We start from the raw sequence: 17961 nt of genomic DNA on the forward strand, positions 1-17961 counted from the left end.
TTATTGTAGCTAAAGCTATAATTTTTAAATTAATTTAGTTTAAATCTAATTCATCTTTCTTTGTTCTTTTTTTAAATAATAATAATCGTCTAATAGCTGCAAAATTTTCAAATAATCTGCCACCAAAAGTAAATATAGCTGCATAGTATAAAGGAACTCCTAACCTATCTCCTATGTATGCTAAAAATGCAGCTAAAATTGCATTTCCAAAAAAACCTGATATAAATATATTAATATCAAAGTTCTTTTCTAAATTAGCTTTTATTCCACCAAACACCGAGTCTAAACATGCTAAAATTGCCACAGAAATATACAACGAATAAGTTGTATTATAAGTAAATGGTAGTAAAAAACCTATTATAGCACCAATTAAAATTCCCATAAGTGCAAAAAACAATTTAATCACCCTCTCCTAGTGGTTTAGCATACTTAAAGTTAAATCTTCCTGAATATTCAGGAATTAAAATCTTGTCTTCCAGTGTAGATTCAATTCCTATTTGATAAACATTCTTCAGTGTATCGCCATAAGTACCAGGTGCATTTATTGAAGCATTTAATAGTTTAGGATCTCCTATTGCTTTTATTATAAAAGGTGTTCCTAGACTTTTTCCATTAACTTTAATTATTGGACCACCACACTTAATTTCAGATATTGATAAAACTCTTTGTCCATTAATACTAATAGCTTCAGCTCCAGCTACGGTTAAATCATTTAATATATTTAATATATCCACATCATGAATTACATCATAGTTAATATTCATACCTATCACTTGATTTTCTGCATTATCATACATTTTTATAATTATGCCTGGTCCTTCGAGAGCCGTATGTCCTGATTTAATCTTATTGCTTTTAAGTTCTTGTGATAAAATATCTATTATACTATCATCACCTTTAGCAATATTCTCTAACATTTTTAATTCGTCTTCCTTAACTTTAATCATTTCTTTCATATTAGTAACTTCATCATTGACCATGTTTATTTCATTTTTAGCAACTTGAATAGATCTTAAAGTAACTGGGGCATAACTCTCAACTTTTAACTTCATTTGAGTAGACATAATCACCCCAATTAATATACTAAACAACATTAATATGATTTTTGGATTTTTACTTTTCATTTGCATCCCTCATATTTTAATTAGCACCATCTTCCATTGGCTTAGAATATATAAATTCTTTAATCTTTCTGTATTTTGGTATTACTATTTTCTTTTCTTGATTTATATGAATAATATAATCATAGTTTTCTAATTGCCAGACTATACCACCTTTAAATGCTAAAGCCGATTCTAATGTACTCGGATCTCCTATTGCTTTAATGACTATAGGTGAATTTGTAGATACACCATTAATCTCGATATGATCTCCTGCCCTAACGATTTCTGTATAAGAAGTATATCTTTGATCATTTATTGATATAGCTTCTGCCTCAGCTGCATTTAAAATACTGACTATCTGAAGTATTATATCAAGTTCATCAACTATAGGGCTATATTGTTCACCAAATTGTAAATCTATTGGTGGATCATTGATCTCTAAAGTAATTCCTGGACCTTCTAAATCCACATATCCAGCTAGCATCCTATACTTTAAAGTATCCTTATAAAGGTTCTCGGCATATACATTTTTATCTGCTTCTCCTTTTTCGTATTGCTTAATCTTAGTCTCTAATTCTTCAAGTCTTTTTAACTGTAAGTCCCTTTCTCCTTGTATCTTCTTTAATTCCACTGCCAACTGTTGAGCTCTCTGAGTAGGAAGTACCCCTTCGCCTACAGTCTTATTTATGGTTTTAAATTGAATGGATAAAATAAGACCAAGAAAAATTGAAACTAGGGCTAACGCCATTTGCTCCTTTAAATTTTTCATACTAATCCCCCTATTAATTATCTGTAATAATAATTGGGTTTTCACCTTTATTCATTAATATCATCTTACAAGAAATTTCCTTTTCTTCAATATCCTTTAATATTTTTGATAGGAAACTTAATTTATATTTTACATTATCTATGCCACCAAAGGCAACACTAATACCATTATTTAATGTAATATTAATATTGTTATTATCTGTCATGTCAATTGTTTCTATTTCGGGTAATATTTTCAATGAATTGCTTACAGTTATCAGATCAATTATTTCTTTATTTTCAATCTGAGAATAAATATTGTCACTAGGTTTTAAGTTATCTATATTTAATCCAACAATTATTGGTAATTTATCTTCGTTATTATTCTTAGCTTGTAATACGTAACCGTCTATGTCTATATATAAAAATGTGCTAATATTTTTAATCAGTGCAATTTCTTTACGTTCATCAACTTCAATAATGATAGTTTTCGGAAGTTTTCGTCTAATTTTTGCTTCTTTTATATATGGTAAATTTTTTAAAGCTTTTTCTCCAGTCCTTGTACTTACTTTAAATATGTTTTCCCCAGATTTAATTAAAGAAGCATTAACTAAATTATCATAAGTCATTTTCTTATTACCTATAACTTTAATATTATTAATATTAAAAAATGTAGTTTTAAAAGCTAACATGATTAATAATGAAAATATAAAAATTAATAAAACAAATCTAAAAAACATTTTTCTTCTTCTTAACTTTTTTTCGACTCGTGACCTTTTTTTCATTAGACGCCACCTCAACGCTTGTCCATACTAGTAACTAGCAGCAAAAGCTGCTAATCTATCTTCTTTATATCTGCTCCTATATCTTGCAAACTTAAATGTAAATTCTCATATCCTCTTTCGATGTGGTAAATATTCTCTACTTCTGTAGTACCTTTGGCTACTAATCCTGCTAAAACCAGAGCAGCTCCTCCTCTTAAATCTTTAGCCGTAGTTTTAGCTCCTGTTAATTCTTTAACGCCTTTAATTACAGCAACTTTTCCAAAAGTTTTTATTTTGGCCCCCATTCTAGCTAATTCTTCAGCATGTTTAAACCTATTTTCAAAAATAGTTTCAGTTATAATACTGGTTCCACTAGCTATTGATAATAAGGCCATCATCTGTGCCTGCATATCTGTCGGAAACCCTGGGTAAGGTAAAGTCTGCAACATTTCAATAGAATTAATCTTTTTAGGTCCAACTACTTTTATAGAGTTATTATCATAATAAATTAGAGCTCCAGCTTCTTTCAACTTAGCGATTATGGCTTGTAAATGATCAATAATTACATTTTTTATGATAACCTCACCTTCTGTTATGGCTGCCGCAGCCATATAGGTCCCTGCTACAATTCTATCAGGGATAATATTATGAGTAACATCATGAAGGTTCTTAACTCCTTCAATAGTAACGACACTAGTACCTGCTCCAGAAACTTTTGCACCAGCCTTGTTTAAATAATATTGTAAATCTATTATTTCTGGCTCCCTAGCTGCATTTCTTATAATAGTAGTTCCCTCTGCAGTTACTGCTGCCAATATGGTATTCTCTGTAGCACCTACACTAGGATAATCTAGCTGTATATCACATCCTTTCAATCCGTTAGTCTTGCAATGTAAAAATCCATGAGACTCTTCTATTTCTGCTCCTAATTCTTTTAAAGCTTTTAGATGTAAGTCGATTGGTCTCGGTCCTATTTCACATCCTCCTGGATAACTGACGATTACTTCTCCACACCGAGCTAGCATAGCTCCCATTAAAATAATTGAAGATCTCATTTCTCTAACTAGCTCTTCTGGTATTTTTATTTGATTTATAGGTTTTGAATCAACCCAAATTATCTTATCTATCCTTTCTACAGAACATCCTAGGGAAGTTAATATCTTTTCCATAATTTCAACATCTCTTAGGTCCGGAATATTTAATATTGTGCTCTTATTACCACTAATAACTGTTGAAGCTAGTATTGGTAATACAGAATTTTTAGCACCAAAAACAGAAACTTCTCCCGATAATTTATTGCCACCATTTACAATAAATTTCCCCATTTTTTGCACCTCCAAAATATGCACCAACTCATGTATATATCATCATACTATGCATATTATAAGAGGGTGTGACAATTTTTTATTTCCCTGTTAATTCATCTATTAAATTAACAATTCTTTCTGCCGCATCTATTTTTCCCAACCTTTTACTATTAGCAGCCATATCGGATAATCTATTTTTGTCCTGTAGGACTTCGTTGATTATATGACTTAGTTCCTTACCACTTAAATCATTCTCTAACATTACAATACTAGCCCCTTTTTCTTCAAAAGCTCTAGCATTATATTCTTGATGATTTTCCGCTGTATAACTTTTTGGAATTAATATACTTGGTACTCCAACTGCTGAAATTTCAGCTAAAGTTATGGCTCCTGAACTAGTTATAACTAAATCAGCTAAATTTATACCTTTAGGTATATCATAAAAATAGGGTAAAACTCTTATGTTATTATTTAAAGAAATTCCTTCTTTAGAAAGTCTTTTCATAAAGTCATCATAGAATCTTTTTCCAGTAACATGAATTATTTGAATATCCTTATTTATAAATTCTTCTTTAATCATATAGTACATTGCTTCATTTAATTTCCTCTGCCCACCACTGCCACCAAAGGATAATATAAAAGGAAGACTCTTGTTTATATTCAAAGCTTTATAAGCTTCTTCTTTATTAATCTTAAGAATTTCACTACGAATAGGATTCCCAGTATTTGTTACCCTATCTGGGTACTTAAAATACTTTTTTGATTCATCAAAAGTAACTGCTACTTTATTGACATACCTAGATAGTATTTTATTTGTAACTCCAGGAAAAGCATTTTGTTCATGAATTAAAGTTGGAATTTCCCTCTTACTAGCCATATAAACTACAGGACCGCATACATATCCACCAGTTCCTATAACTATATTGGGTTTAAAATCTCTAATAATTTTTTTGGCATCGTTTATTCCACATAATAATTCTTTAATTGCTATAAAAGCTTCCTTATTAATCTTTCTAGGCATTCCTTTGACTCTTATGGTTTTAAAAGCAAAACCTTCTTTAGGAACTAGTTCTTTCTCTAAACCTTTCTCTGTCCCTACATATAATATTTCTGCATTTTTATGTCTTTTTTTAATCTCATTAGCAATTGCTAATGCAGGATAAATATGTCCGCCAGTTCCTCCGCCTGTAATTAGATATTTCACAATCTTCAACTCCTATCTAAATCTGTATGTCTTGAAATATTAAGTAGTATGCCTATAGCAGACATATAAAACATTAAAGATGTACCACCATAACTCACAAATGGTAAAGTTATACCTGTAGTAGGTATAGAAGAAGTAACTACAGCAATATGGATTAAAGATTGTATTGCAACTAAAGAAACTATTCCTGTAGCCAACAAACATCCGAATAAATCATCTATATTAAGAGCTATTCTAATTCCCCTCCATACTAAAAGTAGAAACAACATGATTACTGTAAGAGAACCTAAAAATCCTAATTCTTCACCTATAATAGAAAAAATGAAATCATTATAAGGCTCTGGTATATAAAAAAACTTTTGTCTACTCTTACCTAATCCCAAACCAAACAATCCTCCTGAGCCTAGAGCGTATAAAGATTGAACAGCTTGCCACCCTTCATCAAGTTTATTAGCAAAAGGATCTAAAAATGCAGTGATACGTCTTCTCCTGTAAGCATGCTCTTCTCCTGTAATAGCCTTTATTAGCAGTAAAAAAGCAGCAATTATTAAACTAAATAAATGTGACATTTTCATTCCTGCTATAAAAAACATGCACATCAACGTACCAGCTAAAGTTATAGTAGTTCCTAAATCTTTCTGTATATATATTAAGCCACAAGAGAAACCAATAATGATCAAAGCTGGTATTGTTCCTTTTTTTAAGGTTGCTATATCATCTTTCTTTTTAGCAAGAAAGGATGCAAAGAATATTATAGATCCTATTTTTATAGCATCTGATGGCATAAAAGTAGTAAAACCTAAGTTAATCCATCTTCTAGCACCTTTTAAAGACACTCCTAAAGGTGAAAATATTAGTAGACCCGAAAGAGCCGACAAACCGTAAATAAGACGTGACATCTTATTTAGCACCCTATAATCAAAATTCATAAAAAACAGAAGACCTACTAATCCAATAGCTGAAGCTATCAATTGTTTTCTTAAAAAAAAGTATCCATTATTAAAATCTTTCATACCTTCAGGCCAACTAGAACTAAAGACCATGATTATACCTATAAACACAAGGAGTATAGTTGCTAAAAGCAGAGTAAAATCAACAGCCTTCTTCTTAGCAACAGCTTTTTTTCTAGCCATCTTATTCCTCCTTTAAGCTATAAACAACTTTTTTAAAATCCTTTCCTCTATCCTCAAAGCTTTTATACATATCCCAGCTTGCACAAGCTGGTGATAAAAGTACATTATCTCCTTTGTCCCCTAGTTCATAACTTAGATTTACTGCTTCTTCCATACTTTCTACTGTAAATATATTTTTGTAACCTTTATCTAGGGCAGAAGATTTAATTTTTTCCTTGGTTTGACCTAATAAAATTAAAGCTTTTACTTTACCGTTAAAAGAAGAAATATATTCACCAAAATCGGAACCTTTGTCAAGTCCACCAGCGATTAGTATAATAGGGCTATTTATAGCTTCTATAGCTTTAATACTAGCATCAGGATTGGTTCCTTTAGAATCATTATAGAAATTTATCCCATCTATGGATGAAACAAATTCTATTCTGTGTTCCACACCAGGAAAAGTTCTTAACACTTCTGCCATGATTTCAACATCTAATCCCATTATCCATCCTATCCCTATACTACCTAAAGCATTTTCTAAATTATGTTTTCCCAACATTTTTATATCTTTATAAGGTAGTACTTTGGTGATTTTCTCTTCATCTTTAATAACAATATATTCATCTTCAATATAAACGCCTTTATCTAAAATATTATTAACACTAAACCAGATAACATTAGAATTAATTTCATCACCCATATTTCTAAGAGTAATATCATCATAGTTAAGAACTACAAAATCACTTTCATCTTGGTTTTTAAATATCTTTTTCTTAGCATCTACGTAATTTTCAATGGAACCATGCCAATTTAAATGGTCAGGTGTAATGTTTATAATTAAGCTTACTTTAGGTTTAAATTGTATAGTATTATCTAATTGAAAACTGCTAACTTCTATAACAAAAACATCTTCTTCTTTAGCATTAACCATATCCCATAAAATCCCTACACCAATATTTCCAGCCACGTGGGTATTAAAATTAGCTTTATTAAAAAATTTTCCTACTAAAGTTGTAGTAGTTGTCTTGCCATTTGTTCCAGTAATGGCGATTATATTCTTAGTAGGGGAAACTCTATAAGCTAACTCTATATCTGTAATAACTTCTATATTTTTGCTTTTAGCTTTTTTTATTATATTAGCAGTTGGGGGAATCCCTGGACTTTTAATTATTAAGTCTATTCCCTCTAAGGGTACATCATTAGTATTTAAGTATTTATCTAGATCAATATCTTTAATCTGAGTTAAAAAGTCTTTTAATTCTTCTTCAGATTTTGAATCGCTTATTATAAGTTTTGATCCTAATTTATTAAGAGCTTTTACTGTTGAAACTCCACTAATCCCCAGCCCTAGTATTAAGACTCTCTTATCCTTTAAGTACATAAAACCACCTTACTTTCATTAATTTAAACTAATTACACCTAGTAAACAAAGTAAAACTGTCGCGATCCAAAATACTGTTACTACTTTGGTTTCTTTCCAGCCTTTTTGCTCATAATGATGGTGGAGAGGACTCATTAAAAATACTCTTTTTCCCGTAAGCCTAAAAGATGTTACTTGAATTATAACAGACAAAGCTTCTGCAAAATAAATTCCTCCAACTATAGGTATAATAAGTGGCAAATTTAAGAGTATTGCTATGGCAGAAACTGCTCCTCCCAAAGCCATAGATCCTGTATCTCCCATAAACACTTTAGCCGGATAAGCATTAAATATTAGAAATCCAAGACAAGCTCCTGTTAGCGCAACTGAAAATATAGATATACTACCCATACCCCAGTTCAAAGATACTAATCCAAAAAAGGATAATACTATTAATGTAACACCTGACGCTAATCCGTCTAAACCGTCTGTTAAATTAACACTATTAACAGTTCCAACTACAACAAATGCGATAAAAGGCACATATAAAATCCCTAAATCTAGATATCGATTTCTTAAGAAAGGAACTATTAATTTAGTACCCAGCATAGATGTATGAGATTGATATATAGCTAACATAGTAGCTAGTAGTATTTGACCTATAAGTTTTTGATAAGGCTTAAGCCCTAAGGATCTTTTCTTTACTATTTTTACATAATCATCTATAAAGCCTATTAGACCAAAACCAAAAGTTGCTATAAGTAAAATATACATATCTGTATTCAACATACCTGAAGTTAAAACTGTAATAAGTAAAGCTATAAAAATGATTATACCTCCCATAGTAGGAGTACCATTTTTTTTCAAATGGGTTTTAGGTCCCTCTTCTCTAACATTCTGTCCAATCTTCAACCTTCTTAACATCGGTATAATAATAGGACCAAGAATAAGAGTTATAAAAAATGAAATACAAATAGTTCTAATTATATCTATATAATCAATCATTTATTTTCTCCTCTCCCGTATCTATGCAATTATATTTCTTTATCTTTTAATATGTCTAGTACAATTTGTCTTTCATCGAAAGGCAACACTTCATCGCCAATAATAGTATAAGTTTCATGACCTTTTCCTGCCAGTAAAATAATATCCTTTGGCTTAGCATTATCTAGTGCATATTTTATGGCTTCCCTTCTATCCACTATTTGAACATAGTTGCCCTTTGCTCTTTTTACTCCCTCTACTACATCATCAATAATCTTTTCTGGTTTTTCATGTCTAGGATTATCCGATGTAACAATACAAAAATCAGCATGCTTAGCCACAGTTTCACCCATAATAGGTCTTTTAGTCTTATCTCTATTTCCACCTGCACCAAATAATACGATTTTCCTACCTTCTGCAAACTGATCTATTACAGTAAGAACCTTTTCAAGACCATCAGCAGTATGAGCGAAATCTATAATAACAGTAAAGTCCTTATTAGTAGGCACTACTTCGAACCTGCCTTTTATTCCAGAAACAGCTTCTAATCCTTTTTTTATAATACTTAGGTCTATCCCATAAGCAAATGCGCAACTAGCAGCAGCTAATGCGTTGTAAATACTAAATTCTCCTGGTACATTTAATAAAATTGGAGTACTTCCATTGGGGGTATTTAGTATAAAACTTACTTTATCTAAACTAAAAGATATCATTGTTGCATATATATCCGCTTTTTCTTTAATACCGAAAGTAATCAAAGGTACTCTATTAGCTGTTTGAGAAACTATTTTTTTACCATAGTCATCATCTATATTGATAATATTATATTTCTTAGTTTTAAAAAATAGTTTTAATTTGCTATTAAAATAATTTTCCATTGTTTCATGATAATCTAAATGATCCTTAGTTAAATTTGTAAAAATTCCCACTTCAAATTCTGTATACTCTACTCTCTTTAATTCAAGTGCATGAGAAGAAACTTCCATAACACATTTCTTTGTATCTGCATTAACCATTTTTCTCAAATTTTCTTCTATTGTTAAAGAATCAGGAGTTGTATTTTCCAATTTAATTACTTCATTATCTATTATAGCACCAATTGTACCTAAAATTCCTGTTTTTACATTATTTTCTTCTAATATACTTTTAATAAAATACGTTGTTGAAGTTTTTCCATTTGTACCGGTAATACCAATTAACCCAATTTCATTTGATGGTTCTTCATAAAAATTTGCAGCAAACTTTGCTAAAGCATCTGTTGAATCCTCGACTTTAATAAATGTAATATCTTTATCTATGTCTAAATTTATCTCCTCTTCCAAAATTACTGCCTTAGCACCATTTTCAATAGCTTTTTCAATGTAATGATGTCCATCTACTGTAAATCCTCTTTGTGCTATAAAAAGATTTCCTTTTTCTATCTTTCGTGAATCATGCTGAATTCCAGTTACTTCTACATCCAAGCTTCCCTTAAGTAAACTAACAGGATAATCTTTCACTATAGACCTAATGTCCATTTTCCCCACCTACTTTCATTTATCCTTATATAATTAATTAAAAGGCAACTTAAACAAAGTCGCCCCTAATCATATTACTCTTTTACATCTGAAAATTCAACTTCAACATTTCTTCCTTCGTCTATTATTTCACCTGGCGCTGGATTTTGCTTCTTCACTATACCATTACCTTTAAGGTCGTATTTTAAATTTAACTTATCTAATTTTTTTATTACTTCTTCTTTAGTATTTCCCGTTAAATCTGGCATTGTGATCTTATTTGATTGTTCTTCATTTAAATATAAGTCTACAATAGAACCTTTTTGAACTTTAGTCCCAGGTAATGGAAACTGATCAATAATAGTGGATTCAGAGGTAAGATCAAAATATTCTGTTGTATACTTAAATCCTAAGTCTGTTAATATTTTTCCTGCTTCTCCAATTTTTTTATTGACTATATCTGGAACTACTACTGTTTCTTCAATCATAGATTTTTCTTTCTCAGTGAATTGAGGAGTAACCTCTAAATAATTTAAAGTTTCTTCTATTACACCTTTAGCAGCAGGTGCCGCTATAACACCTCCATAATATTGACCAGCACTAGGCTCATCTACAATAACTAAAATAGCTATTTGTGGATCATCAACTGGTGCCACTGCAGTAAAAGATGCAATATACTTTCCTGGTGCATATTTACCATCAATAATTTTTTGTGCAGTTCCTGTCTTACCCCCTACCCTAAATCCAGGAATATAAGATTTTGTTCCTGAACCTTCAGAAACTACAGATTCAAGCATTTTTAGCATAGTTTTTGACGTAGATTCAGATATAACCTTTTTTCTAACTTCTGGTTCAAAATTAAACACTACATTACCTTCATCATCTATTAGTTCTTTCACCAATCTTGGCTTCATTAAATTTCCTCCATTAGCAAGAGCTGAAACTGCATTTATTAGCTGTATAGGTGTAACTGCTACACCATGACCATAAGACATAGTAGCAAGATTTATTTCTTTTATGATATCTGTATTATAAGGGATTATTCCTCCTTGCTCACCAGTAAGATCTATATCTGTATTTTCTCCAAATCCAAAACCTTTAATATATTTATAGAGATTTTCTTTTCCTAATTTTCTTCCAACATCTACAAAAACAACGTTACAAGAATTATTCATTCCCTCTGTAAAAGTTTGAGGTCCATGAGGATTGTACCATCGTGAACATTTCAATATTCCACCAGGTATATCTCTAACGAAGCCGTTACAATAGAATTGAGTATTTGGATTTACTATATTCTCTTCTATAGCTGCTGCCGCTGTAATAATTTTAAAAGTAGATCCAGGTTCATAGGCATCATTAATAACAAAATTTCGCCACATATCATACCATCTTTTTTCTAATTCTTCGTTAGGAAGATTCTCCCACTCTTTTTTAGTTTCTTCGTCCAAAGGCTCCCTTGGTGTATTAGGGTCATAATCTGGTTTCGTTGTCATAGCTAGGATGTCTCCAGTCTTTGGTTCCATAACTATTATAGCTACATTTTTAGCTTTGTTTGTTATCAGCGCTTCGTGTGCAGCTTTTTCTGCAAAATGCTGTATAGTTTCATCTATAGTCAATACAACATTTAATCCGTCTGAAGCCTCATATATTTTTTCCCCATCATAGGGTAATTGTCTTCCACCTGCATCAGTTGTTTTAATCCATTTTCCAGGCGTACCAGAAAGATATTTATCAAAAGTCTTTTCCACTCCATATAGTCCATTATTGTCAATATCAGTAAATCCTATAATATGACTTGCAAAATTTCCATAAGGATAAAACCTTTTATTATCATCAATAATTTCTATACCAGATAACTTTAATTTTCTTAACTCAGCAGCCTCTTCCTTTGTTATCCATTGTTTAATTTTTTCTACTCTTTGTTTCTTCGTAATTTTTTCGTAGATCAATTCTTCATCCATACTAAGTACTTTTGCCACAGCTTTTGCTGTTTCATGAGAATCTTTAATATCTGCAGGACTTGCCCAAACAGTATAAGCACTAACACTTACAGCTAGTTTTTTCCCGTTTCTATCATAAATTACTCCTCTTTTAGATTTAATGTCAATTCCCTTTGTCCATTGCTCTAAAGCGCCTTTCTTTAATTCTTCACCTTTAACTATTTGTAAGTATCCTAATCTACCTACTAATAATAATACAACAAGTGAAACTACAAAAAACACGAAGATTAATCTTTTCTTTGATGAATTGCTAGGTGTGGCCAAAACTAAAACCTCCTAAAACAAACTTGACACCATGCTAATAATATTTTTTAACTGCTTTACTATAGTAACTTTATCTCCATCTATATCAGTAGAAACTTCATTTATAGTTAAATAAACAATCTGTTCTTCTGAAGGATAGTCCATGCCCAGCTTATAAATTGCATCTTCTTCTATTCTTGACGAACTTTTTATTCCTTCTAATTCTGCAATTAAATCTTGCTTGGTTTTTTCTAACTCGATTTTTTCTCTTTCTAATTGAGTAATTTCTGATCTGACTTTTGTTATATTAGCATATCTAAATAAAATAGACAAACTAAGAATTAAAAACATAGTAGCAATACCAATAAAAGATAATTTAATATTACTATTATTCTTTTTCTTTTTAGCCACTTTCCTATTTTTTAAGGATTTTGTTTTTTTCTCACTAACCTCTAAAATTTCTTCTGGGTAATAACTCAACTCACTTTTAGCTACTAACACTTTATTCACTCCTCCCAAAATTTAGAACTTTAAAGTTTCTCAGCTATCCTAAGCTTTGCACTCCTTGATCTAGGATTCATTTTGATTTCATTTTCTGTAGGAATAATTGGCTTTCTAGTAATAATTTCTATCTCTCTTTTCTTATTACACATACATATTGGTATATTTGGAGGGCAAATACAATCCTTGTATAATTCTTTAAAAGTTTCTTTTACAATTCTATCTTCCAAAGAGTGGAATGTAATTATGGCTAATCGTCCTCCTTTATTTAGAAGACTACACATTTTAGGAATAGATTCCTTTAAAACTTCCAACTCTCTATTAACTTCTATACGAATAGCTTGGAAGGTTTTCTTAGCAGGATGATGTCCTTCCATTCTTACTTTTTTAGGAATAGCTTTCTTTATTGCTGAAACTAATTGAAAAGTTGTATCTATGGAAGAAATTTTTCTTTCCTCCACAATAAACTGAGCAATTCTTTTAGCCCATCTTTCTTCACCATAGTTCCATATAATCCTCTCCAATTCTTCTTCTGAGTATTTATTCACAACTTCCCATGCTGAAAAAGGATTTGTCCTATCCATTCGCATATCAAGACGAGCATCTTTATTATGTGAAAATCCTCTTGACTCCTCATCAAGTTGATGAGAAGACACTCCTAGGTCAAGTAAGATCCCATCAACTTTTTCAATATTTAATTTTCGTAAAACTTCCTCAATATTCTCATAGTTACTATGGACTAATAATACCTTGTCTTTATGTAATGATAGAACTTCTTCTGCTTTCTTTAAGGCATTTAAATCTTGATCTATGCCTATTAATTTCCCATTATCTAGTCTTTTAACTATATGGGAAGAATGACCTGCACCACCTAAAGTTCCATCAACATAAATTCCATCCTTTTTAATATCTAATCCTGATATTACTTCATGAAGTAATACAGATGTATGTTCAAAGTTCACTGTAATATTCCCCCAATCTAAATCCCAAGCTCAGCCATTTTTTCTGCAATACTATCATAGCTTAAGTTATCATCGTCATTATAAGTATCCCATTCTTCCTTACTCCATAATTCAATTCTTGTTGACACTCCAATTATGACTGCATCCTTATCTAACTTAGAATGTTCACGAAGATTAGCTGGAATTAGTACTCTTCCTTGTTTATCTAATATACATTCAGTAGCGCCAGAAAAGAAAAATCTAATAAAGGCTCTTGCATCTCTATTGGTAAGTGGTAAAGTTTTTAATTTTTCTTCTAAAACAAGCCATTCTTTTCTGGGATATACAAAAAGGCAGTTATCAAGACCTTTGGTCATTATAAATCCATCTCCTAGGTCTTCTCTAAACTTAGAAGGCATTATTATTCTACCTTTATCGTCTAAAGTATGTTGGTATTCGCCAATAAACATACCACTCACTCACCTTTTCTGTATAATCTGTTCCACTTCCCACCACTTTACTCCACATTACATTAATTCTATACTAATTTCATAATTCCTTCTACATTTTTTAAAAAAATATATTTTTTTTAGTACTTTGGACCTATTTTTCATTTTTTGACTAGTTTTTCTTTGAATTAACAGAAAAAGAAAAAAGCAGAGAATTTTTTCTCTGCTTTAAACGGTTTTTCTTCTTTTAATAAAATAATAAAAAGGAATTAATATTCCAACTATGCTGATTAACTGAGCAACCCTTATAGATCCTAACATTAAACTATCCGTCCTTAAACCTTCTACAAAGAATCTAATAAAAGAGTAAAGCATTAAATAAAGTAAGAAAACCTCTCCAGGGACCTTCTTCCTATTCTTTCTATACCAAAGTAAAAATAGAAATAATAAGAAATTCCATATAGATTCATATAGAAAGGTCGGATGAACTCTCTGTCCATTAACCATAATTCCCCAAGGTAGATTTGTAGGACTTCCATAAGCTTCTTGATTTATAAAGTTGCCCCAGCGCCCAATAGCTTGAGCTAATATTAAGCTTGGTGCACAGGAATCCGTTATCTTCCAGAAGTCTACATTTCTTTTTCTACAGAAGATTAATGTAACAAAAATAGCCGATAATATGACTCCATGAATTGCTAATCCCCCACCTCTGATATTAAATATTTCTATTGGATTATGTCTATATTCTTCCCAACTAAATATAACATAGTATGCGCGGGCTCCTATTAAACATATAGGTATAGCATACAGCAGGAGGTCTATTAAAGTATCTTCTTCTATACCTACTCTTTTAACTTCCCTTAAAGCTAATATAGCCCCTATAACTACCCCTAAAGAAATTAATATTCCATACCATCTGACCTCAATCCCAAATAATTGAAACGCTACTGGATCCATTATAAGCCACCTTTCTAATTTCTTTTTAATAACTAAGTATACCATATATCATTTATATTTCCTAGGCATTACAATGGATTTATTACAGATAATACTACGTTTTCTTTAGTAAAATGCTCATTGAATCTATTAATTATATCTCTATAGGATATAGATTCTAAGACATTTAAATAATCTGTTAATAAGAAATTATCAAAATATAAATCTATAAAATTATTTGCTATAAATTCTACTGAATTTAATCCCATTAAAAAGCTGCCAATAGTTTTACTTTTAATACGATTAAAGTCTTCTTCCTTTAATATAGCATCTACAGGCCTATCTATTAACCTCATTATTCTATCATATACTAACTTAGGATCTTTAGATTCGCCACTTATTAAAGAATGACCATAGGTAGACTTTCCTGTAAAATAACCTCCAAAACTACTATCTATTAATCCTTCTTCATACATCTCGTTATAAAATATAGAACTAGGACCAAAAATTATATCAAGGATTAAATTAGTTATAATACCCTTCTTTACCTCCTCTTCTCCCATTAGACCAAGACTATAATCTTTAAATCCTATATAAAATAATGGTGCAGAAGTTGTCATCTTTTCTTCAATAAACTTTTCTTTAATTTTTTTAGGTTCATTAGGATAGACTCTATGAATATCTTCTGTCTTTTCATAATCCTTTTTCTCGGTTTTATCTACTACTCTTAGTATTTCATCAAAAGAAAGGTCTCCTACTATAAACAACACCATATTTGATGGATTATAAAAAGTGTTATAACATTTATATAATAATTCTTTATTTATACTTTGAATACTTTCAACCGTTCCAGCAATATCTATTTTCACTGGATGTTCTTCATACATCCCTTTTAAACAGTTAAAAAACACTTTCCAGCTTGGGTTATCTTCATACATCTTTATTTCTTGGGCAATAATACCTTTTTCTTTTTCTACATTTTCATCAGTAAAATACGGATTTTGTACAAAATGGATTAGTAATTCCAAGTTCTCATAAAAATTATCTGTTGAGTAAAATAAATATGCGGTTTGACTAAAGTTTGTATATGCATTTACATAAGCTCCCATTTTAGAAAACTTATCAAATATATTTTCATCTGGCTCTTCAAACAGCTTATGTTCTAAAAAATGAGCTATACCTTCTGGAACTTCTATTGTATCTTTTTCTCCAATAGGGATAAATATGTTATCTATTGATCCATAGTTTGTAGATAATATAGCGTACTTTTTGGTATAACCTTCCTTAGGCATAAAGTAAACCTTTAAACCACCGTCTGTTTCTTTATAAAAAAGTTTCTCTTTTATTTTATCATTATTATATGTGTTAGTAGTCAAAACGCATCCTCCTATTCTTTTACACTAGTATTTCTAATAAAATAAATCGTATCTAATATTATTTGATTTGTAGCTTCGACTATTTCATCTTTAGTAACTCTATCTAGATCATCTAACATTTCTTCTAAAGATCTATTATCATTGGTTAAACTTTGGCTAAAGAAAAATTCAGATATTAGAAAAAGACTGTCTTTTATAGACTCAGTAGAAGTCTTTATAGATTTTTTAGATATTTCAATATCTTCATCTGTAAAAACACCTTTTTTCATTTCCTCTAATTGTAATCTAACTATATCTATGGTTTTTTCAAAATTTTCAAATTCAATACCAGCATCTATTAGCATTATAGATTTATATTTATATATACTGGAAGTTATATAATAAGCTAAACTTTCCTTTTCTCTTACATTTCTAAATAACTTAGAATTTGGACCACCACCCAGTATATCACTAGCAACAATTAAAGCATTATATAATCTATCTTCATAAGGAATTCCTGTTCTATAACCTAAAACTAATTTCCCTTGACTTATATCCATATCTTCATGAATCATATTCTTAGTTTGTACTCCACTAATTATTGGTTCTCTTAGAACATTTAAAATATTTTCTCGTTCTATCTTATTAACGTTTTTTATATAATCTACTAGATTGTTATCATATTCTCCAGCGTAGAATATTTCTATTGGGCTATTAGACAATATATGTTTATAATGGTTGTAAAGTACGTCCTCGTTTATTTCATCTAAATCTTTAATGTATCCAAAAGGATATATGCTGAATTTTTCATTTTTACACATTTCTTCAATACATCTTTCAATAGCATAATTTCTTTTATCGTTTATTCTTCCTTCTATTCGTCTTCTTAAATTCTCTTTTTCCTGTTCTACATAATCTTTTTTAAAGTATCCCGCTTCCAATGTTGGATTATAAATAATTGATTTTAGTAAATCTATAACCTCATATATATATTTGCTATCTTTAACATAATCTCCACTAGCACTTTCTATAGTAAATCTTAATACTTGTCTCTCGCCTCTTTTATTTACACTTATACTCAAGTCTGCACCATACATTTCTTCTAACTTTTTTTGTATTTTTAGATTATTATCTAGCTCTTCAGTACCTCTTCTTAGAACCAAAGGCAATAATGCATTTTTTGTAACTTCATCTTTTGATAAAGGTCTAATGAAATAATAGCTTAATAAATTAGACTTAAATTTATTAGTCTTTATTAAATTTAAATTTATTCCATTTCCAATGTTTATTCTTTCAGATTTTAGTGTCACTAAATATACCTCCTTTTTAAACATATATTTTTACTATACCCACATTTATTAATTGTTACTAATATTAATATTAATAATTCTTTTAAATAATACAATAATAAAAAAGGTGCTATAAATAGAAAGAAAAAACCCAATCTTTCGATGGG

17 protein-coding genes are annotated in these 17961 nt (G+C 30.2%); all 17 read right to left on the reverse strand.

Annotated elements, in window-relative coordinates; translation table 11 throughout:
- Positions 1–34: 34 nt before the first annotated feature.
- Entirely contained in the window at positions 35–406 is a 372-nt protein-coding gene (locus tag KQI42_RS09130) for a small basic family protein (RefSeq protein WP_343231675.1), read from the reverse strand.
- Positions 399–1124: a DUF881 domain-containing protein gene (locus tag KQI42_RS09135; protein ID WP_216519059.1), complete on the reverse strand. Its 726-nt coding sequence runs from the start codon at positions 1122–1124 to the stop codon at positions 399–401. The genes KQI42_RS09130 and KQI42_RS09135 overlap by 8 nt, the downstream gene beginning before the upstream one ends.
- Positions 1125–1140: 16 nt before the next feature.
- Positions 1141–1872 (reverse strand): DUF881 domain-containing protein, encoded by a 732-nt coding sequence (locus KQI42_RS09140; RefSeq protein WP_216519060.1) that lies wholly within the window; start codon positions 1870–1872, stop codon positions 1141–1143.
- Between the two features lie 13 nt (positions 1873–1885).
- On the reverse strand, positions 1886–2635 hold the full coding sequence (locus KQI42_RS09145) for a cell division protein FtsQ/DivIB (RefSeq protein WP_216519062.1): 750 nt from the start codon (positions 2633–2635) through the stop codon (positions 1886–1888).
- Positions 2636–2685: 50 nt separating this feature from the next.
- Entirely contained in the window at positions 2686–3939 is a 1254-nt protein-coding gene (murA, locus tag KQI42_RS09150) for a UDP-N-acetylglucosamine 1-carboxyvinyltransferase (RefSeq protein WP_216519065.1), read from the reverse strand.
- Between the two features lie 79 nt (positions 3940–4018).
- Positions 4019–5125 (reverse strand): undecaprenyldiphospho-muramoylpentapeptide beta-N-acetylglucosaminyltransferase, encoded by a 1107-nt coding sequence (murG, locus tag KQI42_RS09155; RefSeq protein WP_216519067.1) that lies wholly within the window; start codon positions 5123–5125, stop codon positions 4019–4021.
- Between the two features lie 5 nt (positions 5126–5130).
- A complete protein-coding gene (ftsW, locus tag KQI42_RS09160; protein WP_216519069.1) occupies positions 5131–6258 on the reverse strand; it encodes a putative lipid II flippase FtsW in 1128 nt (375 codons plus the stop codon).
- 1 nt (position 6259) lies between these two features.
- Positions 6260–7621 carry a UDP-N-acetylmuramoyl-L-alanine--D-glutamate ligase gene (gene murD, locus KQI42_RS09165; protein ID WP_216519071.1) on the reverse strand — a complete coding sequence of 454 codons (1362 nt, stop codon included), beginning with the start codon at positions 7619–7621 and terminating at the stop codon, positions 6260–6262.
- 18 nt (positions 7622–7639) lie between these two features.
- Positions 7640–8605 carry a phospho-N-acetylmuramoyl-pentapeptide-transferase gene (gene mraY / locus KQI42_RS09170; RefSeq protein ID WP_216519073.1) on the reverse strand — a complete coding sequence of 322 codons (966 nt, stop codon included), beginning with the start codon at positions 8603–8605 and terminating at the stop codon, positions 7640–7642.
- Positions 8606–8634: 29 nt separating this feature from the next.
- Positions 8635–10101 (reverse strand): UDP-N-acetylmuramoyl-L-alanyl-D-glutamate--2,6-diaminopimelate ligase, encoded by a 1467-nt coding sequence (locus KQI42_RS09175; protein WP_216519075.1) that lies wholly within the window; start codon positions 10099–10101, stop codon positions 8635–8637.
- A 74-nt stretch (positions 10102–10175) separates the two neighbouring features.
- The gene (locus tag KQI42_RS09180) at positions 10176–12344 is read right to left on the reverse strand and encodes a stage V sporulation protein D (protein WP_216519077.1); all 2169 of its coding nucleotides are present in this window, start codon (positions 12342–12344) and stop codon (positions 10176–10178) included.
- Positions 12345–12356: 12 nt separating this feature from the next.
- Entirely contained in the window at positions 12357–12833 is a 477-nt protein-coding gene (gene ftsL / locus KQI42_RS09185) for a cell division protein FtsL (RefSeq protein WP_216519079.1), read from the reverse strand.
- 20 nt (positions 12834–12853) lie between these two features.
- Positions 12854–13786 carry a 16S rRNA (cytosine(1402)-N(4))-methyltransferase RsmH gene (gene rsmH, locus KQI42_RS09190; RefSeq protein WP_216519081.1) on the reverse strand — a complete coding sequence of 311 codons (933 nt, stop codon included), beginning with the start codon at positions 13784–13786 and terminating at the stop codon, positions 12854–12856.
- 17 nt (positions 13787–13803) lie between these two features.
- Complete coding sequence (mraZ, locus tag KQI42_RS09195) at positions 13804–14235, reverse strand: division/cell wall cluster transcriptional repressor MraZ (RefSeq protein WP_216519083.1); 432 nt, start codon at positions 14233–14235, stop codon at positions 13804–13806.
- 207 nt (positions 14236–14442) lie between these two features.
- Positions 14443–15171, reverse strand: coding sequence for a prolipoprotein diacylglyceryl transferase (gene lgt, locus KQI42_RS09200; RefSeq protein WP_216519085.1), 729 nt, complete (start codon positions 15169–15171; stop codon positions 14443–14445).
- A gap of 68 nt (positions 15172–15239) precedes the next feature.
- A complete protein-coding gene (gene yfmH / locus KQI42_RS09205; RefSeq protein WP_216519087.1) occupies positions 15240–16526 on the reverse strand; it encodes an EF-P 5-aminopentanol modification-associated protein YfmH in 1287 nt (428 codons plus the stop codon).
- Between the two features lie 11 nt (positions 16527–16537).
- The gene (gene yfmF / locus KQI42_RS21675) at positions 16538–17815 is read right to left on the reverse strand and encodes an EF-P 5-aminopentanol modification-associated protein YfmF (protein ID WP_216519088.1); all 1278 of its coding nucleotides are present in this window, start codon (positions 17813–17815) and stop codon (positions 16538–16540) included.
- Positions 17816–17961 lie beyond the last annotated feature (146 nt).

This window comes from Tissierella simiarum (assembly GCF_018917865.1).
In the GTDB taxonomy this organism is placed as follows: domain Bacteria; phylum Bacillota; class Clostridia; order Tissierellales; family Tissierellaceae; genus Tissierella_C; species Tissierella_C simiarum.